At 63.6% G+C, this 23,404-nt stretch carries 13 protein-coding genes and 3 tRNA genes; 9 read left to right on the plus strand and 7 right to left on the minus strand.

Annotated elements, in window-relative coordinates; translation table 11 throughout:
• Positions 1 to 154: 154 nt before the first annotated feature.
• From FHS82_RS09845 to FHS82_RS09875, 7 genes are all read right to left on the minus strand, one after another.
• Positions 155 to 232: transfer RNA gene (locus FHS82_RS09845), tRNA-Pro, on the minus strand.
• Positions 233 to 451: 219 nt separating this feature from the next.
• Positions 452 to 5,044, minus strand: a complete 4,593-nt coding sequence (locus FHS82_RS09850; RefSeq protein ID WP_166951798.1) for an Ig-like domain-containing protein — start codon at positions 5,042 to 5,044, stop codon at positions 452 to 454.
• Between the two features lie 308 nt (positions 5,045 to 5,352).
• The gene (locus tag FHS82_RS09855; protein ID WP_166951801.1) at positions 5,353 to 5,979 is read right to left on the minus strand and encodes a ribbon-helix-helix domain-containing protein; all 627 of its coding nucleotides are present in this window, start codon (positions 5,977 to 5,979) and stop codon (positions 5,353 to 5,355) included.
• A gap of 732 nt (positions 5,980 to 6,711) precedes the next feature.
• A complete protein-coding gene (locus FHS82_RS09860; RefSeq protein ID WP_166951804.1) occupies positions 6,712 to 10,293 on the minus strand; it encodes a DUF4214 domain-containing protein in 3,582 nt (1,193 codons plus the stop codon).
• An 845-nt stretch (positions 10,294 to 11,138) separates the two neighbouring features.
• Positions 11,139 to 11,214 (minus strand) — tRNA-Ala (locus FHS82_RS09865).
• A gap of 113 nt (positions 11,215 to 11,327) precedes the next feature.
• A tRNA-Ala gene (locus tag FHS82_RS09870) sits at positions 11,328 to 11,403 on the minus strand.
• A gap of 117 nt (positions 11,404 to 11,520) precedes the next feature.
• The gene (locus FHS82_RS09875; protein ID WP_166952541.1) at positions 11,521 to 11,901 is read right to left on the minus strand and encodes a TIGR02300 family protein; all 381 of its coding nucleotides are present in this window, start codon (positions 11,899 to 11,901) and stop codon (positions 11,521 to 11,523) included.
• 356 nt (positions 11,902 to 12,257) lie between these two features.
• On the opposite strand from FHS82_RS09875, the gene rimP reads away from it, so the two are divergent.
• The 9 genes from rimP (at position 12,258) to FHS82_RS09920 (ending at position 23,355) form a co-directional block, all read left to right on the plus strand.
• A complete protein-coding gene (gene rimP, locus FHS82_RS09880; protein ID WP_166951807.1) occupies positions 12,258 to 12,995 on the plus strand; it encodes a ribosome maturation factor RimP in 738 nt (245 codons plus the stop codon).
• On the plus strand, positions 12,992 to 14,617 hold the full coding sequence (gene nusA, locus FHS82_RS09885; protein WP_166951810.1) for a transcription termination factor NusA: 1,626 nt from the start codon (positions 12,992 to 12,994) through the stop codon (positions 14,615 to 14,617). The genes rimP and nusA overlap by 4 nt, the downstream gene beginning before the upstream one ends.
• Positions 14,618 to 14,648: 31 nt before the next feature.
• Positions 14,649 to 15,383, plus strand: a complete 735-nt coding sequence (locus FHS82_RS09890) for an RNA-binding protein (RefSeq protein WP_166952544.1) — start codon at positions 14,649 to 14,651, stop codon at positions 15,381 to 15,383.
• Positions 15,384 to 15,409: 26 nt separating this feature from the next.
• Positions 15,410 to 18,475 (plus strand): translation initiation factor IF-2, encoded by a 3,066-nt coding sequence (gene infB / locus FHS82_RS09895; protein ID WP_166951813.1) that lies wholly within the window; start codon positions 15,410 to 15,412, stop codon positions 18,473 to 18,475.
• 96 nt (positions 18,476 to 18,571) lie between these two features.
• Positions 18,572 to 19,015: a 30S ribosome-binding factor RbfA gene (rbfA, locus tag FHS82_RS09900; RefSeq protein ID WP_166951816.1), complete on the plus strand. Its 444-nt coding sequence runs from the start codon at positions 18,572 to 18,574 to the stop codon at positions 19,013 to 19,015.
• The gene (truB, locus tag FHS82_RS09905; protein ID WP_246225269.1) at positions 18,984 to 20,066 is read left to right on the plus strand and encodes a tRNA pseudouridine(55) synthase TruB; all 1,083 of its coding nucleotides are present in this window, start codon (positions 18,984 to 18,986) and stop codon (positions 20,064 to 20,066) included. Before rbfA ends, truB begins: the two co-directional genes overlap by 32 nt.
• Before the next feature lie 31 nt (positions 20,067 to 20,097).
• Positions 20,098 to 20,367 (plus strand): 30S ribosomal protein S15, encoded by a 270-nt coding sequence (rpsO, locus tag FHS82_RS09910; protein ID WP_166951819.1) that lies wholly within the window; start codon positions 20,098 to 20,100, stop codon positions 20,365 to 20,367.
• Positions 20,368 to 20,746: 379 nt separating this feature from the next.
• Positions 20,747 to 22,897 (plus strand): polyribonucleotide nucleotidyltransferase, encoded by a 2,151-nt coding sequence (gene pnp, locus FHS82_RS09915; protein ID WP_166951821.1) that lies wholly within the window; start codon positions 20,747 to 20,749, stop codon positions 22,895 to 22,897.
• A gap of 140 nt (positions 22,898 to 23,037) precedes the next feature.
• Complete coding sequence (locus FHS82_RS09920) at positions 23,038 to 23,355, plus strand: hypothetical protein (RefSeq protein ID WP_166951822.1); 318 nt, start codon at positions 23,038 to 23,040, stop codon at positions 23,353 to 23,355.
• Positions 23,356 to 23,404: the final 49 nt, after the last annotated feature.

Consider the following 23,404-nt stretch of genomic DNA (forward strand, 5'->3'; position numbering starts at 1 on the left):
CGTACCGCGCCGGAAGCCCGCGAAACAGGGCGTCAGCATAAGAAGGCCGAGGCTGCACGCGCAATTGCCGCGACCTGCATACCCTCATTCCCCCCCGGACGCCAGTGGCGCCGACGTGCTCGGTTTCGGATTTTTCTTGAAATTTATTCCCTAATGGTCGGAGCGGCGGGATTTGAACCCACGACCCCTAGTCCCCCAGACTAGTGCGCTAACCGGGCTGCGCTACGCTCCGCGACCAAAAGGAATCACCGCCCGAGCGGGGCGATGGCCGGTTCGTGGTGTTTAGGAAAATCCGCGGCCGGATGCAAGGGGAAAGATAGAGGTTAAGGTCGCCCGCCACGCCGGCGGGCGCAGCGTGCTGCCGCATCTGAGCTTCGGCAACATGGTCGATAAAAAAATGGCCCGCACAAGGCGGGCCACTTCAGATCGTGCGAGACAGGCCGGTTCAGGATCAGACGGTGAGCAACCAGTCGTAGGTCACACTGTCGACAACGAGACGAACCGTCTCACCGTTCGGGACGTCCGCAAGATCGACCACGACACCGTTGTTGGCGGCATCCTTGATGCTCAAGGTAACGATATTGCCGTTCCGCTGCCATTCTACGTGGTTGGCGAACTGCGCCCCGGAAGTGACGACACCGGTCAGCAACGCCGTCAGGTCAATCTTGTCACCCTGGGTGAAGTCGTAGTCGGTGATAAGATCCTTGTTGCCGGCGCCGACGTGCTCGAACACGAAAGTATCGGCTCCCGTACCGCCGGTCAGCGTGTCGTTGCCCAGGCCACCATGGATCTCGTCGTTACCTTCCTGGCCGTAAATGATGTCATTCCCGGCACCGCCGAAGATGACGTCGTGACCGCCGCCGCGACCGCTTTCCTTCGACAGGGCAACGTGATTGGTGCTGATATAGTCCTCGATCTCATCCTGCGTCCAGCCCAGTGCAGTAAAGACCTTCCAGCCCGATCCATCCGGCAGCAGCGAACCCGGAACGTCGTCGGTGAAGAGCACGTCACCGAAGATGATGTCCACGCCGTCCCCACCGTGAAGCTCGTCGTTGCCCGCGAGAGCAAGCTCGCTCGAGCCAGCCAGAATCCCGATAAGGGGATCGAGTTCGCTCGGGCTCGATATGTTGTAGGTGCCTTCCGGGTTGGTCGAGATCTTATCGAGCTCGACAATAGCACTGGGACCCGCATCGAAGCTAACGGTCTCAGTCACATAAGCGGTTGCGTGCAGTGCGGAGATTTCGTCTGCCGGCTGGCCCTGATTGGGAGCGCCGTCCGATATGAAGATAACTTTATTGAGGTCCGCGTTCTGGATAGGAGTGCTCGAACCGATCCAACCCAGTGCCTTCTGCAGGCCTATTTCATAATTGGTAAGATTCTGAGCGGTCAGATTATTGATCCACTGCTTCAATGTCGTCGCAACCTGAGCGTTATCAGTTTGCGATGTACCGAACTCACCACTCGTTTCCCGTATCGGGTCAGAGGTTCCGCTGAAAGTGGTAAAGTATAGCTTGACAGCGGTGGCACCCGACGTCGAGAGATCGTCGATTACCTTGTTGACTGCCGATTGCAGCAGGGTGAGCCTGTTGGAACCGCCCCACGCATTGCCCATGCTGCCGGACGTATCGAGCACAAAGGCGACATTTACCGTCTTGCCCTGCGTAGTGACAAAGCCGCCCGGATCGCCGACAAGCAGATCGTCCCCGTTCGTGCCGTCGATCCGTCCCTTATCCGTAGGATACGACGGCGGTACAACCGTATGCTCGGTGGTGGTGCCCGTCTTGTCGCCGTCGTTCGAGCCGACGACAAGCACGCCCGGAACGGGGCCCTTCTGGGTGATGGTGATGGTGTGGTCGTTGTCGGTCAGATCGCTGTCGGGATCGCCATCGGTGTCGAGAACATTGATGGTGAACTTCAGTTCCGCCTTGGTCGGATCAACGTCGTCGGCGGCCTGGAACGTCCAGGTGCCCTCGTTGTTGAGGCCAGGCGCATTGAACGTCAACGTGCCCTTGCCGGCGATAACAATATTCTGGCCATAGGTAATGTCGCGGGAGGAGGCTTCACCATCGATGGTGACGGTCAGACCGCCGCCAGCCCCGACCGTCACGCCGTCGGCACCCTCGATCAGCTTCCACTTGCCGGAGACCGTCGCCGACTCGGCAACCGTATCGTCGTTGTCCGCCGCGAGAATCGCGACCTCCGGTATGTCGTCGGTGATCGTGACCGTGAACTTCTGCTGCACGGCCGGGTCGCCATCGGCATCCTCCAGCTTGACAGTGTAGTTCTCGACCAGCGTGTTCTCGCCGTTGCCATTGGTATGCGCAAGGTTATCGGTCAGGGTGTAGGTGTAGTTCACCGTGCCCGTGCCGTTCGGCGCGTCATAGTTTCCGCCAGTGAACTTCAGCGTGCCGTGAGACGTGACGATTTCCTTGCCCGACTGGAAGGCGCCGTTCTTGAGAACCTCGACCTCGGTGCCGTTCCCCAGCTGGACCTTCAGCGAGCTGACGCCGTCCCACGACGTGAACGAGAAGGACTTCGAAACCGCCACGAGCTCCTTCTGCGTGTCGGAACCGTTGGACAGGTCGTCCTCATCCACGGCGATGTTGGCAGCGGTCAGGCTCAGGACAGGCGTGCCGTTCTCGATCTTGATCGTCAGCTTGGCCGTATCCGCGTCACCGTCGCCGTCCTTCAGCGTGTAGGTGAACACGTCATCGACGTTGCCGGGCGTGCCGGCGTTGCGCGTGTAGGTGTAGGAGCCGTCAGCATCGATCTTCAGCTTGCCGTACTGGCCGGCGATTTCCGTCGTGCCGGTGGTCGAGACGGCTTTCGTGCCGCCCGTCGCCGACTCGATCTGCGTCACCGCCGCGCCGTCGGCACCCTTGACGTCCGTGCCGGCGCCGCCCTTGGTCTCGTTCGTGCCTTCGCCGGTGATGACGTTACCCGTCTCGCTCTGCGTGCCGACCTTCACCGTGTCCGTGTCGTCCTTCGCGTCCGGCACGTCGTCGGTGATCGTGACCGTGAAGTTCTGCTGCGTTGCCGGATCGCCATCGGCATCCTCCAGCTTGACAGTGTAGTTCTCGACCAGCGTGTTCTCGCCGTTGCCATTGGTATGCGCAAGGTTATCGGTCAGGGTGTAGGTGTAGTTCACCGTGCCCGTGCCGTTCGGCGCGTCATAGTTTCCGCCAGTGAACTTCAGCGTGCCGTGAGACGTGACGATTTCCTTGCCCGACTGGAAGGCGCCGTTCTTGAGAACCTCGACCTCGGTGCCGTTCCCCAGCTGGACCTTCAGCGAGCTGACGCCGTCCCACGACGTGAACGAGAAGGACTTCGAAACCACAACGGACTCCTTCGACGTGTCCGAACCGCCGGACAGGTCGTCCTCGTCCACGGCAACATCGGCGCCGGTGAGGGTCAGCACGGGCGTGAAGTCATCGATCTTGATCGTCAGCTTGGCGGCATCCGTGTCGCCATCGCCGTCCTTCAGCGTGTAGGTGAACACGTCATCGACGTTGCCGGGCGTGCCAGCGTCGCGCGTGTAGGTGTAGGAGCCGTCAGCAGCGATCTTCAGCGTGCCGTACTGGCCGGCGATATCCGTCTCGCCGGACGACGACACCGCCTTCGCGGCAACCGTCGCCGACTCGATCAGCGCCACGGCCGCATCGTCGGCACCCTTGACGTCGGCACCGGCGCCATTCAGGCCCTCGTTCGTGCCCTCGCCGGTGATGACGTTGCCCTTCTCCACCCACGTACCGGACTTCACCGTGTCGGTGTCGTTCTTCGCGTCCGGCACGTCGTCGGTGATCGTGACCGTGAACTTCTGCTGCGCGGCGGCATCGCCGTCGACGTCCTTCAGCTTGACGGTGTAGTTCTCGACGAACGTGTTCTCGCCGTTGCCGTTGGTGTGGTCGAGGTCGTCGGTCAGCGTATAGGTGTAGCTCACCGTGCCCTTGCCGTTGGCCGGGTCCCACGTACCGCCGGTGAACTTCAGCGTGCCGTGAGGCGTGACGATTTCCTTGTTCGACTGGAAGGCGCCGTTCTTGAAGACCTCGACCTCGGTGCCGTTATCCAGCTGGACCGTCAACGAGCTGACGCCGTCCCACGACGTGAACGAGAAGGACTTCGAAACCGCAACGGACTCCTTCGAGGTGTCCGAACCGTTGGACAGGTCGTCCTCGTCGACAGCCACGTTGACGTCGGTGAGCGTCAACACGGGCGTGAAGTCGTCGATCTTGATCGTCAGCGTCGCCTTGTCGGCATCCGTGTCCCCGTCGGTGAGCGTGTAGGTAAACACGTCCTCGACACCGCCCTTCGTGTTGTAATCGCGCGTGTAGGTATAGGAACCGTCCGCCTTGATCTTCAGCGTGCCGTACTCGCCCTTGATTTCCGTCTCGCCGTTGCTGGAGACGGACTTCTCGGTATTCGTCTTCGACACGATATGCGTCACACGTGCGCCGTCGGCGCCCTTGGTGTCCGCACCGGCGCCGCTCAGGCCCTCGTTCGTGCCGTCACCCGAGATGACGTTGCCCTTTTCCACCCAGGTGCCGGACTTCACGGTATCCGTATCGTTACGCGCATCCGGCGTGTCGTCGATGATGTCGAACTGCACGAGGCATTCCGTGGCGCCCCCCTTGTAGTTCTGAACACGAATCGTCACCAGGTCCGATTCGGTCGCGTTCGGCTGATCGTACACGTTGGTGGTGAGTTCGTAGCGGTAGCTCAGGGCACCGGTGCGCGTGTCGTAGCCGGTGACGGTGAGCTTGCCGTACTGCGTGTCGAACGTCTGCCCCACCGCGTTGCTCAGCGGCACCGACTTGTCGCCGATGGTGAGGGTGCGAAAACTATTCAAAACCGGCGACATCGGAATGCCGACGGCGCCTTCCGCGAATTCCGTGTTGCCCCAATACTCGGAGCCGAGATCGGGCCGGTTGCCAAGACCCTTCTCGTAGACGTCATGCCGGGCGGTCGCGCCGATCACGTTCTGCGAAGGATTGGCGGGATTGGTGGGCTGCGAGGGCGTATTGGTCTGCGTGGGCCGTTTAGCCATGGCGGGGGCATCCTGTCCTGATTTCAGTCAAACTGAGGAACGGATACTTGAAACCCACCTTAAAAACAACTTACAAAATAATCACACAGCAACTAAAAGTTACATAAATTACAACCTCTGGTGGTTTCGGCCCAAAAAACGTATACCCATTTATACGAACCCCCGAAAACCGACGTCTTTCCGAAAATCCCGCCGCCGATGGTTTAGCTCCGCCCCGAGACCGCCCCGCGGACTGCGCTCCTGGATGCGCCATGAAAGCAGTTGCGCGGACATCGGGATGCCCGCGCAACCGGCCTCAGGCAAGGTTTTCACTGCAGGACGTAAGCGACGAGCGCCTCGGCGGGAAGCGGCGGCACGGGCACCACGCGCGCGATCGTACGGCGGCCGATGGCGCCGTATGCGATGTTCAGGCCGCTCTCAACCCGGCCGCGCGTCTGGATGGCGGACACCAGCGCGTCGATGGGGACGTCGAATTCGAGCTTCAGCGCGCTGTCGGAAAAGGCCGAGTCTTCATGTATACGCAAGTACTTGATAAACTCAATGTTTGTACAAATGATGTCACCTCTCCCCGTCAGCGCAATAGAGGGGATGGGAGCGGCTATCAAAAGTTGTATTCTCTGGGCAACTGTACTGACAGCCTTGACGGCTGCGGCCTCACGGACGAGGCGGTGAACGACATAGCAGCGCAGGGCGCTGGTGGCGTTGATCCCCTGCCTGCGCGCACTTTCCACGATGCTCGCCACCAGCAGGGGCATCGGCAGGCTGTCTCGCTCGCAAAGGTTCGCCAGCGCCCGCCAGAAAGTCACCTCCAACCGCACGCCAGTGCGGCCCCGGGGCGTTGCTATGGCTCGGAACTCGGGCTGAGACAGCCCGGCGAGGTCGGTCGTCGTCAGCGACGAAAGCACCGCGCTTCCATTTACGTCTTGAACCGCCATGAAGCTTCCCGTACTGCTGTTGGTACCGGAACGACAAGTTACGCTCCACGGACCGACTGCTTCAGCCCGCATTCTCAAATGTCATGTTCCGCCCGTTTCTTGTAAACGAATGGCGACAACATGTCACGGTTGTGTTTATTTACGTTGACGCTGATCAAGTAAGCTAGTCCTATGTGACATTCTTATGCTCACGTTTTTTTGATAACCTATCTTTACAACTTATGCGAGTAAAAAAGAGGTCCCGACGCGCGTCGGGACCTCCGGGAAGTCAGGATCTTTTACGCCTGTTTCCAATGAGTTAGACCATTTCTATGTTTCGTTGAAACACAACAATAGTCTAACTTTTTGCTTTTACGCAAAAGCCGTGTTCATTTTTGCCTAAATTGCTTTAACCCCATCGACGACATCCCGGGCTGGCGCCGCGCCTGAGAAAGCCCGCGTGGAATCGGTCGAAGACCGGGAGCATTGGCCTGATGAGTCACCACTCATACAGGAGGGCCGGCCTGATTATAGCGTAACGCCGATAGCCCCCATGACGTGCCGCAATATCAGGACACGCCTCGATCGGCCGAGATCATCCGGACAATAAGAATTCACTCAAGATAAAAACCTGAAGAGCGCGCTGCGATCTTTTCAGACCGAGTCATGCTCCAAGAAATCATGCTCCAAAAAAGAAGCCCCGGCGCGTACGCCGGGGCCCCCTGAAAAGAAGGGATTCTTTGTTCAGGCTGATCAGGCCGTGAAGAGCAGGTCGCTCTGCCAGTTGATCCAGCTCGTCTGACCGACCAGCTCCGCAACGTCGAAGAGCTGGAAGTTGTAGGTCTGCGCGCCGTTGCCGGGGATGGTCTGGAGCGTCGTGACCTTGGCCAGGCTGAGGTGCAGGTCGCCTTCCTGGTCGTGCCAGGCCAGCGTCAGAGCATCGCCCACATGGAACGAGGAACCGCGCAAGGTCGAGATCTCGAGGTCGCCGCCACCCTGGATCGCCGTGAGAACGTCCGTGTAATCCTGGAACGTACCCTGACGATCGAGCGCGATGATGTTCGCACCCGTGCCGCTCACGTTCGTGGCGGAGTTGACGGTGATGTACTCGGCCGCACGATACTGATCCGGGAACGCGGCGAGATCGGCGTCGTACGTCCACACGAGGTTGGCGTCAGCCTTGGCCTCGACATCGCTGATGTCGATGATCAGCTTGTCCTGACCAGCCGTGAAGTCGTTGACGACGTTCGGACCGGACTTGCCGGCAACGTCAGCCGACGCATTGTTCAGGAAGATGAAGTCCTGACCCGTGCCAGCCCAGATCTCGTTCGTGCCGACGAGGCCCGTGACGATGTAGTTGGTGCCCGACACAGCGTAGATCTGGTTGTGGCCGGCGCCGCCGTAAGCGAAGTCGTTGCCGCCGCCCAGCCTGATCACGTCATTGCCGTTGCCGCCGATGACCCAGTCGCCGTCAGCCTTGCCGAGGTCGATCGTGTAAGCCAGGACGTTGTTGTCCCGGTTCACGCTCGCCACGTGCGAGACGTTGCCGATGCCGTAGACGTTGGTGTCGGTGGCGTCGTTGCCGACGTCAACGGCGGCAGCCAAACCGCTGTAGTTGTACGACAGCTTGCCGACCCAACCCTTGTCGCCGAGATCCTTGCCGTTGGTGCCGGTGAAGACCACGCCGTCGTTGTCGTTGGAGAAGTCAACGTGGACCGCATCCTTCGTCAGGCCGCTGAAGTCGAGCTTGGCGATGGACTGGTTCGTGAAGTCCCAGTAGTTGCCGGCAGACAGGTTGCCGAGCGAACTGTGCCAGGAACCCTCGTTGAGCTCGCCCGCGCCCTTGGCGATCACGGAACCGAGGCTGTTGCCCTGATCCTCGTCGTTCACCAGCTGCCACTTTTCGACGCCGACCGAAGCGCCGTTCGAGACGTTGATCGCAACGTTCTCGACGTCACCGGCGGAGAGGCCCCACAGGTTGGCTTCCGAAGCGTTCTGGGCGGTCAGGTTGATCGTGGAGATCGTGGCGCCGTTCGACACCCACTGGCTGCTCTCGTTGTACAGCCCGTTGATGTAGTTGACGTTGGCGATCGCCTTCTGCGAAGCAGAGATGTCGATCGTCTCCAGACGGAGAGCCGCATTGAAGCTGGCCGGGTTGTCGACGCCGGCGAACAGGCCCTGAGCCGCACCGATGCTGTTGATGAAGATGTCGCCGGCGTTGCTGGCGTCAACCGTGAAGTTGCGCAGCGCGGCAACGTTGCGAACGTCACGCAGCTCGATGTTGCCCGTGTCGGTGGTCTTGAACGACAGCTGGGTCACCTTGTTGGTGCCGCCGATATCGGCCAGGTTCTGCCACGAGTAACCGACACTGCAACCGCAGCTCGGAATCTTGGCGCTACTTTCGCCAGTGTTGCCAGCCAGCACGAGGTCGCCCTGACCGGTGTTCTCCACCGTCAGCACGCGGGTCACCGCGTCCTTGAGGTAGATGTCGAACTGCCAGGCATCTTCCGTGATGTCGAGGGAGCGAGCCGTGAAGAACGTCGAGAATTCACCCGAGTGCGTGAAGTGGAACTCGCCGGCGTTTTCCACGTCGAGCGTGCCCGCGCCGTCGGAACCCGACCACTGGCCGAGGTACTTCGATTCCCAGTTACCGTCGTTCGAACCGGAGTCGTTGTTCCAGTTCACCTGCAGGTTGCTGTTCCGCGCATCGTCAGCGTAGTAGATCTGATGCGTGGAGTTGGCCTGACGGCCCTCGACGTCGAGCGTCTTGACCGTCGAATCCAGCTCGTGGAGACGGAACGGGTTGGAGCTCGGCTGGATGAGGATCGTCGCAACGTCGTCAACGTTCTCGAAGTTCAGAACGGTGTTCGCGTTGAACGTCAGGTCGAACTTCTCGAAGCCCGAGACGGTCGGCGAGCGGGTCGCACCCGAGGTGAACACGGCCGAGAGAACGTCGCTGCCTTCGCCGCCCTTGAGGACGTCGTTGCTGTTCAGCGTGTCGCCGGTGCGGAGCAGATCGTTGCCCTTGCCGAGCGTGACTTCGAGCGCCTTGCGGCCGGTCTCGCTGACGTTCAGGTCGAGGTTCGACAGAACCGTCGAAGCGTCGATCTTCGTGAGCGTCTTGTCGAGCGCGCCCGTGATCTTGAACTTGCCGCCAGCGTAGCCGCCGGTGATGTTCAGCGTCTCGGTCTTGTGGCCGACGAGGTCAGCCAGCGTCGAGTCGTGGCCAGCCGTGTCGTTGATCGACAGGTTGATCGTCTTGACAGCGCCGTTCTGGATGTCGGCGGTCTGGGCGACGACGGTAGCGAACGTCTCCTTGACACCGATGTTGGCCACGCCGCCGAACTCGTTCGAGTCGTAGTTCAGCTTGATCGTGTGCGCGCTCTGGGTCTTGTCGTTGATGTTGATCTGGGTCGCGCCCTGCTGGATGTCTTCCAGCGTGAAGTCGGCCTTGATCTGGTTCAGCTCGACCGTCTTGATGCCGGTCCAGTTGGAAACGTTGAGCGTGGTGGCCTGCGAACCGGCCTGCACGGCGACGAGGTCAACGTTGCGGACGGTGCCCTGCTGCGTCACGTTGCCGTTGACGGACAGCTCGAACTTGTTGTTGCCGCCAACGGTGCCCGTGATCGAGTCGTTGCCGTTGTAGGTGTCCTGGTTGCCGCTGTTCTGCGTGCTGTCCGAGAAGCCCTTGACCGTATCGTTCACGCCGAGCGCGATCGTGTCGGCGCCCTTGGTCAGGTTATGCAGCTCACCAGCCGGCGGAGGAGCGTCGGGGATCCAGTCCCACAGGGTCTCGGTCGCGTCGAGCTTGCCAGCGTTGTTGGCAGAGTCGACCAGCAGATCGGAGATGGCTTCTTCGAACTTGTCCGTCAGCTCGTCGGAGACGGCGAAGCGAACAGCGATCTGAGCGAGAGTGAAGACGCCGTTGTTGTACTGCTCAACCCACCAGGTCAGGCCAGCCGTGTCAGCGTTACGGCCGAGGATGTTCTGGTAGAGCTGCTGAATGATGAGAGCGGGGGAGTTCTGATCGAAAATGATGCCCCACTCTTTCGAGTTGAAGAACTCATTGCCGATCGAGTCGAGGGTCGCGCCGGCGCCGCCATTGAACTTGGCGACCCAGAAGTTGAGGCCGTCAGCGTCCGGAACGCGACCGAAGGCCGATTGATAGAGGAGCACAACGGGATTGACGTTCGCGACAGCCGTGGTCAGCAGAGCGTTGTCGAGCGCCGCCTCGGTTGCATAAAGCCCCTTCAGGGACGCCACCTGGTCGGCAGTCGGCGTCTTGCGCAGAATGCCCTGGTAGCGAGCAATGATTACACTATCGGTAAGAGCCATAACTGGATCCCTTCTTTCTCATGTTCAAAGGCGCTTCGGCGAGACGGAAGCCCCCTCGCACCTTAGTGAACTGCTATACCCCAGAGTCGCGCCGCTACGCAACGACCCGCATGGCCGGCCTTAGCCGGAAATGTAGGAAACCGTCCCTTTTGATCGTGAAATCGTCATGCTGTTGCGAATTTGCACCACACAAAGAACCGCGGAAACAAATATTTACTGGAAATTAACCATATTATATCTTGTACAGAATGGCGATTCGATTTGCATTCGCAACGGGCTGCCGGACTACAATATTCCACGCGCAAGTTGCTGCGCGCGTTCACGGATTGGGCTTCCAAATATTCGGCCCCCACAGAGATCCGACGGCGCGTTAACAGACCATCTTCATGGTTTTCCGGATTGTTTCCGACTTCGATACATCTCATCGTGTTTATGTCATATGTCTGACAGCATCTTTGCATGAATCCGGTTGCCGACAGTCTGAATACAAACACCGTCACCGCGCCCGCATGATGCGAACTACACCCGGCCGATCACACAGCGTGTGGCGGATCAATAAGCCGAATATCAATCCAGTTGCGCGCCGGGGATTGGCGGATCACTCTTTATGTAATGTGTCGGTACATGCGTCACTGAACCTGACATATACGTTTCGCTGGATGAGCCCTCGGAAAATGGCTCATTCCGCGATGACGCTTGGCCGGCGGCGCCTGCGATCTCGCAGGACACGGACAGACGAAGCGCCTTACGGCGAAACTGGCGGAATGTAAGGTTCGGAAAAAGGCGCCGCCCAAGACGGGCGCTCTATATCGTCCGGCGTTCTATAATGTAGAGCTTGGGAGTTCTGGTGGAGCCAGGCGGAATCGAACCGCCGACCTCTTGAATGCCATTCAAGCGCTCTCCCAACTGAGCTATGACCCCAACTGAAACGCGGCGCTTTGGGAAGACGCCCCGGTTTTCGACAATCGGTCCCGGCCCCGTTATGGAAGGGGGAGACCGCTACCCTCGGGCGATACGCACCCGGAAGGGAAAAATGGTGGAGCCAGGCGGAATCGAACCGCCGACCTCTTGAATGCCATTCAAGCGCTCTCCCAACTGAGCTATGACCCCAACTGAAACGCGCGGCACCTTGGGAAGCACCGCGCCGCTGACCGCCGATGAATCAGTAGCGGCCTCTATAGCGCCAACTTTCGCCAGGCTCAAGCCCCGAATGCTGGCAAAGCACCTTCAATTTTCATCGTCGGTGCCGATATCCCCATCGATGAGATCGGAGACATCGTCATTTTCCTCATCATCGTCGGTGAGGAAGGGTTCCTCGTCGTCGGGAAGGCTTTCCCCGATGTCGATATCGTCGTCGTCATCGCCGGTCGATTCGGGCGTATCTTCCTGTGCCGCGACATCGTCGAGCGACACGAGATCGACGGCGCCCGGCTCCAGCACGGCCTCGTCGTCGTCCACGTCATCGGCAGGCGGGGGAACCGCGCGCGCCGAGGAAACCTGAAAGAGCGCGCCACATTTCGGGCACGCGATCGGGTCCCTGTTCAGATCGTAAAACTTGGCGCCGCAGCTCAGGCATTGGCGCTTCGTGCCGAGTTCCGGTTTCGCCACGGTTGCTGTCACTCCACTTTCATTGGGAGCGATCCGGTTAATCGGCTTGGCGGCGCATGTCAAATCGAAACATCGCTGCAGCGCGTCAATACGTTGATTCCCACTGCCCGAAGGCGCGCGGGCCCCGTCCGCCGGGCAATTTTGGCCGATGTCCGAATCAGGACTTGCGCCGGCGGGGCTGCGTGACTATTATACGTTATCACATCAGATGGTTCATATGGGCTGTTACGATGAGTGGTTCCGTCGGGACCGCTCCTTTTTGTATTGGCCTTTCCCTGTCTGGATGCAGCTCCGGAGCCGGTTCCGCACCGCGGAGGCACCTGCGCTGCGCGCACAAGAGTCCGTAACGAGAGCCAATGGAACCGACCGCCAACAACCCACCGCTGCAGGACCCGCGCCTGATCACCGAAACCGGCGTGGCCGCACGGGTGGCCGCGATCGTCGAACCCGTGCTGGCGGATATCGGCTACCGGCTGGTGCGCGTCAAGGTGACGGCACAGAACGGCTGCACCGTCCAGATCATGGCGGAACTGCCCGACGGCAGCATGAGTGTCGACGATTGCGAGACCGTCAGCCGCGCGCTGTCGCCGGTGCTCGACCTCGAGGATCCCATCGAGGGTCATTACAACCTTGAAATTTCGTCGCCCGGCATCGATCGCCCGCTGGTGCGCGCCGGCGATTTCATCCGCTGGACGGGCCACGAGGCGCGCATCGATCTCGCGCTGCCGCTCGATGGCCGCAAGCGTTTTCGTGGCGTGCTGCGCGGCGTGCGGGGAGACGAGGCGCTCGTCGAACTGCCCGACGCGGCGGAAGGGCAGGAACCAGTGGTCGCGCTTCCCTTGCGCAGCATTGGCGCGGCGCGGCTGGTGCTGACCGACGCGCTGGTGCGGGAAGCGCTGCGCGCAGCGCGGGCCGCCGATGCGCAATCGCCGGACGTCGAGGCCGACGATGACGGGACGCTCCCGCAAGAGGCGGACAACGACAACGCGCCGGAAGCGCCCGGCCCCTCCGGCGGGCCTTCCGCGCGCAAGGGCAAGGCCGCCGGCAAAGCAGGTACCCACAGCAAGACCCCATACGGAAGGAGTGGCGGATGACCGTCAGCGCCAACAGGCTTGAGCTTCTGCAGATCGCCGATGCGGTGTCCCGCGAGAAGGCGATCGACCGCGCCATCGTCATCGAGGCCATGGAAGACGCCATCGCCAAGGCGGCCCGGTCGCGCTACGGAGCAGAGACCGACATCCACGCGGAAATCGATCCGCGCACGGGTGAGCTGCGGCTGTCTCGCCACCTGCTCGTGGTGGACGATGCCGACCTCGATAGTCCGGCGACGCAGATCAGCCTGATCGAGGCGCGCCGCCACAACCCGGCCGCCCAGATCGGTGATTCGATCTCCGACACGCTACCGCCGTTCGACTTCGGCCGCATCGCCGCACAGTCGGCCAAACAGGTGATCGTGCAGAAAGTGCGCGAAGCCGAGCGCGACCGCCAGTACGAGGAATACAAGGACCGCATCGGCGAGATCATCAATGGCGTCGTCAAGCGGGTGGAATACGGCAACGTCATCGTCGACATGGGCCGCGCAGAAGCCATCGTGCGCCGCGACGAGCTGATTCCGCGCGAGACCTTCCGCCCGGGCGACCGCATTCGCGCCTATGTCTATGACGTGCGCCGCGAGACACGCGGGCCGCAAATATTCCTCTCCCGCACCCATCCGCAATTCATGGCGAAGCTGTTCGCGCAGGAAGTGCCGGAGATTTACGACAACGTCGTGGAGATCAAGGCCGTCGCCCGCGATCCGGGCTCGCGCGCCAAGATCGCCGTCATCTCGCGCGATTCGTCCATCGACCCGGTCGGCGCCTGCGTCGGCATGCGCGGCTCGCGCGTGCAGGCCGTGGTACAGGAGCTGCAGGGCGAGAAAGTGGACATTATCCCATGGTCGCAGGATTCGGCGACCTTCATCGTCAACGCGCTTCAGCCCGCCGAGGTGATGAAGGTCGTGCTCGATGAGGATTCCGAGCGCATCGAGGTCGTGGTGCCGGATGAGCAGCTTTCGCTCGCCATCGGCCGGCGCGGCCAGAACGTGCGGCTCGCCTCGCAGCTCACCGGCTGGGACATCGACATCCTGACGGAGCACGAGGAATCGGAGCGCCGCCAGAAGGAATTCGCCGAGCGCACCGCCACCTTTATGAATACGCTCGATGTCGACGAGGTGGTCGGCCAGCTGCTGGCGTCCGAGGGCTTCCGCTCCGTAGAGGAAATCGCCTTCGTCGAACTCGGGGAGCTGACGGCGATCCAGGGCTTCGACGAGGAGACGGCAGCCGAAATCCAGTCGCGTGCGCAGGACTATCTGGCGCGGGTGGAGGCGGAGCAGGATGAGCGCCGCAAGGAACTCGGCGTGGAGGATGAACTGCGCAACATCGATGGCGTCACCACGGCGATGCTCGTCGCCTTTGGCGAGAACGACATCCGCACCATCGAGGACCTCGCTGGCTGCGCGACGGACGAACTCGCCGGCTGGTCGGAGCGCAAGGGGCAGGAAGTTACCCGCCACAAGGGCATTCTCGACGGTTTCGAAATCTCGCGTCAGGACGCCGAGAACATGATCATGGCTGCCCGTGTGGCTGTTGGCTGGATCGACGCCCTGCCGGAAACCGGCGGGGAAGAGGAAGAGGAAACGGAGCACGAGGACGCCGGACACGAGGCGCCGCAGGCGTAAGGAGACAGGTTTGCCAACGTCCGAAGGAGACTTGCCCGCGCACGAGGACAGCAGCCGCAGGGAAGAAGACAGCAGGACTTGCGCACTGTCACGCCGGCCGATGGCGAAGGAGGCGATGATTCGCTTCGTCGCCGGGCCTGACGGATCGGTGGTGCCGGACATCCGCGCCCGCCTGCCGGGACGCGGAGTCTGGATCGAAGCGACACGGGAAGCCGTTTCCGAGGCCGTGCGCCGCAAGACGTTCGCGCGGTCGCTGAAGGCGGGGGTGAAGGCCTCGCCGACACTGGCCGACGACGTCGAGGGGCTGCTGTGCCGCGACGTGCTGCAGGCGCTGTCGCTCGCCAACAAGGCAGGCGCGGCAGTGACCGGCTTCGGCAAGGTCGAGGCACTCGCGGCGAACCCGGACGGCAGGACGTCGATCGCGGCGCTCCTCCACGCACGGGAGGCCGCGCCCGATGGCCGGCGCAAGCTGGCACAGGCGTTGCATCGCGGCCACAATGAACGATCGGATACTATTCCGATCATTGATTGTTTTGAGGGATCGCATTTGGATTTGGCTTTGGGGCGCACACATGTGATACATGCAGCTCTTGTCGCCGGATCGGGAAGCGACGGTTTTATGACGCGCTGGCACAGACTGGCCCGTTATTGCATGACAGGTTTTTCGACGCCTCGGCACGAGGCTCACGCCACATCGGTGACGCCCCAAACCGGGGGCGCGTCGGGCGGAGAGCCGGCCGGCGAGGCGATCATGGGGCAAGAATGAACGCGAAGGCGCAGGACACCGACGGAATGACAGATACGAAGAACCCGAACGACAAGACGCTGAGCGTGACGCCCTCGAAGACGCTGACGCTGAAGCGCCCTGTCGAACAGGGCGTCGTGCGCCAGAGTTTCTCACACGGGCGGACCAAGGCCGTGGTGGTGGAGAAGGTGAAGCGCCGGGTGATCGCACCCGCCGAGGCTAAGGAAGCCCCCCCCGCGACGGCTGCCCCCGCGCCTGCCGTGAAACCGGCCCCCGCTGCAGCACCTGCGCCGGCGGCGCCCGCCGTTGCGCCCGCGCCGAGCCAGCCTGTCGCCGCGGCGGCGCCGGAGAAGCCCGTTGCCCAGCCGGCGCCGACACCCGCCCCCGCTGCACCGGCTCCTGCTCCTGCCGCCGCAGCTCCCGCTGAATCCGCGCCTGTTTCCGTTGCTCCGGCTGCGGCAGCGCCGGCTGCCCCCACTGCCGCGCCGGTTGTGAAGGCTCCCGCGCCGAAGGAAGCGCCTGCGGCTGTGCCGGCACAGGCCGCGCGGCCTGCGGCGCCTTCGCGCGTTGCTCCGGCTGCGCCCGTTCGCACGCCTCCGGCGCCGCAGGGGCGGCCCGGCCAGGGTCCCGGCGGACGTGCCGGCGGCGGACGCCCCGGTGGCCGCGCGGGCGGCCAGCGCGGCGGCTCCGGCGTCGTGCTGCGCACGCTGACCGATGACGAGCGGGACGCACGTCTCCACGCACTCGCCGAGGCGAGGAAGCGCGAGGAGGAGGAGCGCCGCCGCGCCGTTGAGGAAGCGAAGCTGCGGGCCGAACGCGAAGCGCGCGAGAAGATCGAGCGCGAGGCGGCCGAGGCGCGCAAGCGCGAGGAAGAAGAGCGCCGGCGGCAGGAAGAGGAACTCAAGCGCCGCTCGGAAGAGGAAGCGCGCCGTCGTCTCGGCGCGGACGCCGGCCAGGCGGCCGGGGCACCACGCGCCGCGCGTGCGCCCGAACGGGCCGAGAAGGCTGCAGGCGCAACGGCTTCCACGCCGGCGGCGGAACAGGCCGCGCCCCGTCGTACCACAACGGGCGCGCCGGCAACCGCGACGCCCGCGCGCAGCCGCGCCGTTGCGAATACGGATGAAAGTGAAGGAGCGCGCGCGGGGCGCCGTCCCGGCGCAGGCGCCGCGCCGCGCCCCGCCCTGCCCCCGGCCAAGGGCGCTGGCGAGGAAAAGCGCCGCGGGCGTCTGACGGTCGCGGCCGCGACAGCCGGCGATGACGGCGAGCGCACGCACTCGGTCGCTGCCTATCGCCGCCGCCAGCAGCGCATGCGTGGCCAACAGATCGTCGAGCCTAAAGAAAAGATCAGCCGTGAGGTGATCATTCCCGAGACGATCACGATCCAGGAGCTTGCGCTGCGCATGGCCGAGCGCGGAGTCGACGTGATTCGCCTGCTGATGAAGCAGGGCGAGATGCACAAGATCACCGACGTGATCGACGCCGACACCGCGCAGCTCATCGCCGAGGAACTCGGCCACGCCGTGAAGCGCGTCGCCGAATCGGACGTCGAGGAAGGCCTTTTCGATGCGCGGCCCGACGACGAGGGCGATCTGGAGCCGCGTCCGCCGGTGATCACCATCATGGGTCACGTCGACCACGGCAAGACGTCGCTGCTCGATGCCATCCGCCACGCGAACGTGGTTTCCGGCGAGGCCGGTGGCATCACACAGCACATCGGCGCCTATCAGGTGACCTCGCCGCTCGGCGGCAAGATCACCTTCATCGACACCCCCGGCCACGCCGCCTTCACCGCGATGCGCGCGCGCGGCGCGAAGGTCACGGACATCGTGGTGCTGGTCGTGGCGGCGGACGACGGCGTGATGCCGCAGACGATCGAGGCCATCAACCATGCCAATGCGGCGCAGGTGCCGATGATCGTCGCGATCAACAAGATCGACAAGCCGGATGCCAATCCGCAGCGCGTGCGCACGGAACTGCTCCAGCACGGCGTCGTGGTCGAGTCGATGGGCGGCGAGACGCTCGAGTTCGAGGTTTCGGCCAAGGTCGGCACCAATCTCGACAAGCTGCTGGAAGGCCTGCAGCTTCAGGCGGAAATCCTGGAGCTGAGGGCTAATGCCGGCCATTCGGCGGAAGGCACGGTCATCGAGGCCAAGCTCGATCGCGGGCGCGGCCCGGTGGCCACCGTCCTCGTGCAGCGCGGCACGCTCCGGGTTGGCGACATCGTGGTCGCCGGCGCCGAATGGGGCCGCGTGCGCGCGCTGATCGCCGACACGGGCGCGCAGATCAGGGAAGCCGGCCCGTCCGTTCCCGCCGAGGTCCTGGGCTTCAACGGCACGCCCGAGGCGGGCGACCGCGTGGCCGTGGTCGAGTCGGAGGCGCGGGCGCGCGAGATCACCGGCTACCGCATCCGCCAGAAGCGCGACCTCGCGGCCGTGCGCGGCGCGGGCGCGGCGCGCTCGCTCGCCGACATGATGCGCGACCTCAAGGAGGGCGCGGGCCGCAAGGAGTTCGCGCTCGTCGTCAAGGCGGATGTGCAGGGCTCGGCGGAGGCCATCGTCGGCATGCTGGAGAAGGCGGGCAACGAAGAAGTCGCGGCGCGCATCATCCATTCCGGCGTCGGCGGCATCACCGAATCGGATATCACGCTGGCGGAAGCCTCCGGCGCGGTGGTCATCGGCTTCAACGTGCGCGCCAACAAGGAAGCGCGCGAATCGGCCGAGCGGGCCGGCATCGAAATCCGCTACTACAACATCATCTACAACCTCGTGGATGACGTGAAGGCGGCGATGTCGGGCATGCTGGCGCCGACGCTGCGCGAGCACACCCTCGGCAATGCCGAAATCCGGGAGATCTTCAACGTCTCCAAGGTCGGCAAGGTGGCCGGCTGCCTCGTCACCGACGGCGTGGTGCAGAGGGGCGCGCATGTGCGCCTCATCCGCGACAACGTCGTTATCCACGAAGGCAAGCTGTCGCAGCTCAAGCGCTTCAAGGACGACGCGAAGGAAGTCGTGGCCGGCCAGGAGTGCGGCATGTCCTTCGAGAGCTATCAGGACATGCGCGTGGGCGACATCATCGAATGCTACACCGTCGAGGAAATCCGCCGGACGCTGTGACAGACCGATCCGGAGGGGGCATTCCCCCTCCTTCATTGCTGATATCGTTACGAAAAATGGAAAGGCCCCGGTCCGACCCCGGGGGATAAGAAATAAATGTCCCGAAGGAAATTCGATGCGGGCTCCGGCCCCAGCCAGCGCGGTTTGCGCGTGGGCGAACTCGTGCGTCATGCTCTTGCGGAAATCCTGATGCGTGGCGAGGTCCATGACGACGTGCTCGCCTCCCATGTCATCACGGTGCCCGAGGTGCGCATGTCGCCTGACCTGCGGCTCGCCACGGCCTATATCATTCCGCTGGGCGGCAAGGATTCGAAGCCGGTGCTCGCGGCGCTGGAGCGCAACCGCCGCCTCATCCGCACCGAGGTCGCGCAGCGCATCAACCTGCGTTACGCGCCGGACATCCGCTTCCGCCTCGACGAATCATTCGACGAGGCCAGCCACATCGATAGCCTGCTCCGCGCCAGCCGGGTTGTCGAAGAATCTATCGACCAGGAGGACCGCAGAGACGATGACGATGACGACGGCGACCATGACCGCTGAGGACGAGCAGACAGCACCGGGCGGCGAGGGTGGCACGGCCGCCGGCGACGCTCCGTCGAGGCAGGCAGCCGGGCGAGCGCAGCGCGGCCAGCCGCGCCGGGCGGGCAGCGAATCGCGCGGGCGCAAGCGCGACGTCAACGGCTGGCTCATCCTCGACAAGCCCGTCGGCATGACATCGACCCACGCGGTGGCCGTGATCAAGCGTCTCTTCAACGCGCGCAAGGCGGGCCATGCCGGCACGCTGGACCCGCTGGCCTCGGGCATCCTGCCGATCGCGCTCGGCGAGGCGACGAAGACGGTGCCCTACGTGATGGACGGGCGCAAAGCCTATTCGTTCACTGTGAGCTGGGGCGCGGAAACCAACACCGACGATACGGAAGGCGAGATCACACGCCGGAGCGACCTGCGGCCGGACCGCGCCGCCGTGGAAGCCATGCTGCCCCGCTTCACCGGCGAACTGATGCAGGTGCCGCCACGCTTTTCCGCCATCAAGATCGAGGGCGAGCGTGCCTACGATCTGGCGCGCGAGGGCGAGGTGGTGGAACTTGAGGCGCGCCCGGTCGTCATCGACCGGCTGACGCTGACAGAGCACACGGGTGACACCAGCATGCTGGAAGCCGAATGCGGCAAGGGCACCTATGTGCGCGCCATCGCGCGCGATCTTGGCCAGGCGCTCGGCTGCTACGGCCATGTCAGCGCCCTGCGCCGCACGCGCGTGGGGCCATTTCGGCTCGATCGCACGATTTCGCTGGCGAGACTGGAGGAATTGAGTCATAAGCCGGACGGCGATCATCAGATCGACCAGGCAATTTTGCCGCAAGTCCTTCTGCCCGTTGAGACCGCGCTGGACGACATCCCGGCGCTGGCCGTCAACAGGGCGGACGCGGTCAGGCTCGCAAGGGGCCAGACCGTACTCCTGCGCGGACGGGACGCACCGATCATCAAGGGCCCGCTTGCCGTGACCTGCCAGGGACGACTCGTCGCCGTGGCGGATCTGGAAGCGGGAGAGATCGTTGCCCGCCGCGTGTTCAACCTCAGCGGCGCGCACTGACGCGCCCACAGATTTTCGAAAGGATAACCCGATGTCGATTACTCCCGAGCGCAAGCAGGAGCTTCTCAAGGAATATGCCCGCGTGCCGAACGATACCGGCTCGCCGGAAGTGCAGGTCGCCATTCTGACCGAACGCATTTCCAACCTGACGGAGCACTTCAAGACGCACGCCAAGGACAACCATTCGCGCCGCGGCCTTCTCAAGCTCGTGTCCCAGCGCCGCAAGCTGCTGGACTACGTGAAGGGCAAGGACGAGGGGCGCTACCGCACGCTGATCGGCAGCCTCGGCATCCGCCGCTGAGCGGTGCGACGACCCGGCGTCAGGGCGTTATCGCGTTTGTCTCAAGTGGGATGACGACCTGAACACCCGGGGCGCGGCTTGCGTCCCGGGCGTTTTGTATAAGAAGGCCGCGAACGACGGTCGCACAATTTTCACGCAATGCCTGTCTGCTAGGGGCGTTGCAATTCAGCCGGAAGACGGCCATGGCAGGATCGCAGGGTGCTTCGGGGCATCGGATGGACAAGCGGATACCGCTTTCGGGACAATCCGATGTCCGGACCGGGATGGATGAAGCCTCCTGCCGTCTTGCTCATGGCGTTCCGACCGAGGGCGCAGGGCCGATCCGCGGTCAGGCGCCCGGAACCGTGTCGCGCGATGCGACAAAGCAAGAGAGAAAGACATGTTCGATATTCAACGAGAGGAAATCGTCTGGGGCGGCACGAAGCTGACACTTGAGACGGGCCGGATCGCCCGCCAGGCTGACGGTGCCGTGCTCGCCACCCTCGGCGAGACGACAGTGCTTGCGACGGTCGTCGCCGCGAAGGACGTCAAGCCCGGCGTGGACTTCCTGCCGCTCACCGTCAACTATCAGGAAAAGGCCTACGCGGCCGGCCGCATCCCCGGCGGCTATTTCAAGCGCGAGGGGCGCCCGAGCGAGCATGAGACGCTCGTCTCACGCCTCATCGACCGCCCGATCCGCCCCCTCATCGTCGACGGCTGGCGCAACGATACGCAGATCATCGTCACCGTGCTGACGCATGACCTTGAGAACGATCCGGACGTCCTGTCCATGGTGGCGGCATCCGCCGCGCTTACGCTCTCCGGCGTTCCCTTCATGGGGCCGATCGGCGCCGCGCGCGTCGCCTATTCCAAGGGCGAATACACCCTCAACCCGACGCTGGCGCAGCGCGAGGACACCGAACTCGACCTCGTGGTCTCTGGCACCGCCGACGCGGTTCTGATGGTCGAATCGGAGGCGAAGGAGCTGTCCGAGGAGGTCATGCTCGGCGCCGTCACGTTCGGCCACAAGGCTTTCCAGCCGGTGATCGACGCAATCATCCGCCTGGCGGAAAAGGCCGCCAAGGAGCCGCGCGAACTCGCCTCCCGGGACCTGTCCGAGATCGAGAACGCCGTGCTCGAAATCGCCGAGCAGGAGCTGCGCGCCGCCTACCAGATCGTCGACAAGCAGCAGCGCTATGGCGCCGTCGACGCCGCGAAGGCCAAGGTGCTCACCGCCCTCACCGGGGGCGAGAACCCGCGTTTCGACACCGAACTCGTCAAGGCCGTGTTCAAGGAAGTGCAGGCGAAGATCGTCCGCTGGAACATCCTCGACACGGGCGTCCGCATCGATGGCCGCGACGTCAAGACCGTGCGCCCGATTCTGGCGCAGGTCGGCTTCCTGCCGCGCACCCACGGCTCGGCGCTGTTCACGCGCGGCGAGACGCAGGCGCTGGTGGTGGCGACGCTCGGCACCGGCGACGACGAGCAGCTCATCGACTCGCTGGAAGGCACCCGCAAGCAAACCTTCCTGCTGCACTACAACTTTCCGCCCTTCTCGGTGGGCGAGACGGGCCGCATCGGCTCGCCCGGCCGGCGCGAGATCGGCCACGGCAAGCTCGCCTGGCGCGCGGTCCATCCGCTGCTGCCGCCGCACCATGAGTTCCCCTACACGCTGCGCGCGGTCTCGGAGATCACCGAATCGAACGGTTCTTCCTCGATGGCCACCGTCTGCGGCACGTCGCTCGCGCTGATGGACGCCGGCGTGCCGCTGCGCCGCCCGGTCGCCGGCATCGCCATGGGCCTCATCCTTGAGGGTGAGCGTTACGCGGTACTGTCCGACATCCTCGGCGACGAGGACCACCTCGGCGACATGGACTTCAAGGTCGCGGGCACGGAAGCGGGCATCACCGCCCTGCAGATGGACATCAAGATCGCCGGCATCACCGAGGAGATCATGCGTGTCGCGCTCGACCAGGCGCGCGGCGGCCGCGTCCACATCCTCGGCGAGATGGCGAAGGCGCTCGCCTCCGCCCGCAACGAACTCGGCGAATACGCGCCGCGCATCGAGACGCTGAAGATCCCGCAGGACAAGATCCGCGAGGTGATCGGCTCGGGCGGCAAGGTCATCCGCGAGATCGTGGAGAAGACCGGCGCCAAGATCGACATCGCCGACGACGGCACGGTCAAGATCGCCTCGTCCGACACCAAGTCGATCACGGCGGCGATCAACTGGATCCGCTCCATCGCGGCCGAGCCGGAACTGAACGCCATCTACGAGGGCACCGTCGTCAAGACGGCAGAGTTCGGCGCCTTCGTGAACTTCTTCGGTGCCCGCGATGGCCTCGTCCACATCTCGCAGCTCGCTGCCACGCGCGTGGCCAAGGTGACGGACGTCGTCAAGGAAGGCCAGAAGGTCAAGGTGAAGCTGCTCGGCTTCGACGATCGCGGCAAGGTGCGCCTGTCGATGAAGGCCGTCGACCAGGAAACCGGCGAGGACCTTGAGGCCAAGCAGAAGGCCGAGGACGACAAGAACGGCGGCAAGGACGACTGATCCCGCCTCGCCTGCCCGTGGCATGAAACCGAAAACCCCCGCCGCTCCTGCGCCGGGGGTTTTTTGCCGCTTGCAATCCGGACGCGCCGATCCTAGTTATACATGGACATGATCATAGGCAATATCGTCAGGAGGCTGTCATGAGCGTTCTCGCATCCGAACGGCTGATCGTCCCCATCTCGTCGCAGGACAAGCAGCGGGTGGAAGCGCGCGCGCGGGAAATCGGCGTGTCCACGGCCGAATACGTGCGCCGCAGCCTGCAGAACTTCGATCCGGCCGCGGCCGGCGCGCGGCAGAAGCGCGAGGAGGAAGAGCAGGAGCTGGCGCTGCTGCTGGAGGCGCTGCACACCTCGCGCGCGGCGACGCTTGCCCAGCTCGACCGCACCGAGGCGGCGCTCGATACCGCGCTCGCCTATTTCGCCGAAAAGAAAGCCGCGGCGGAACAGACCGCCGCCTGAGCGCCGATCCGGAGTCCGTCAGCGTATTCCGATCGGCCAGACGATTCCA

The sequence above is a fragment of the Pseudochelatococcus lubricantis genome, assembly GCF_011762225.1.
Lineage (GTDB): Bacteria > Pseudomonadota > Alphaproteobacteria > Rhizobiales > Beijerinckiaceae > Pseudochelatococcus > Pseudochelatococcus lubricantis.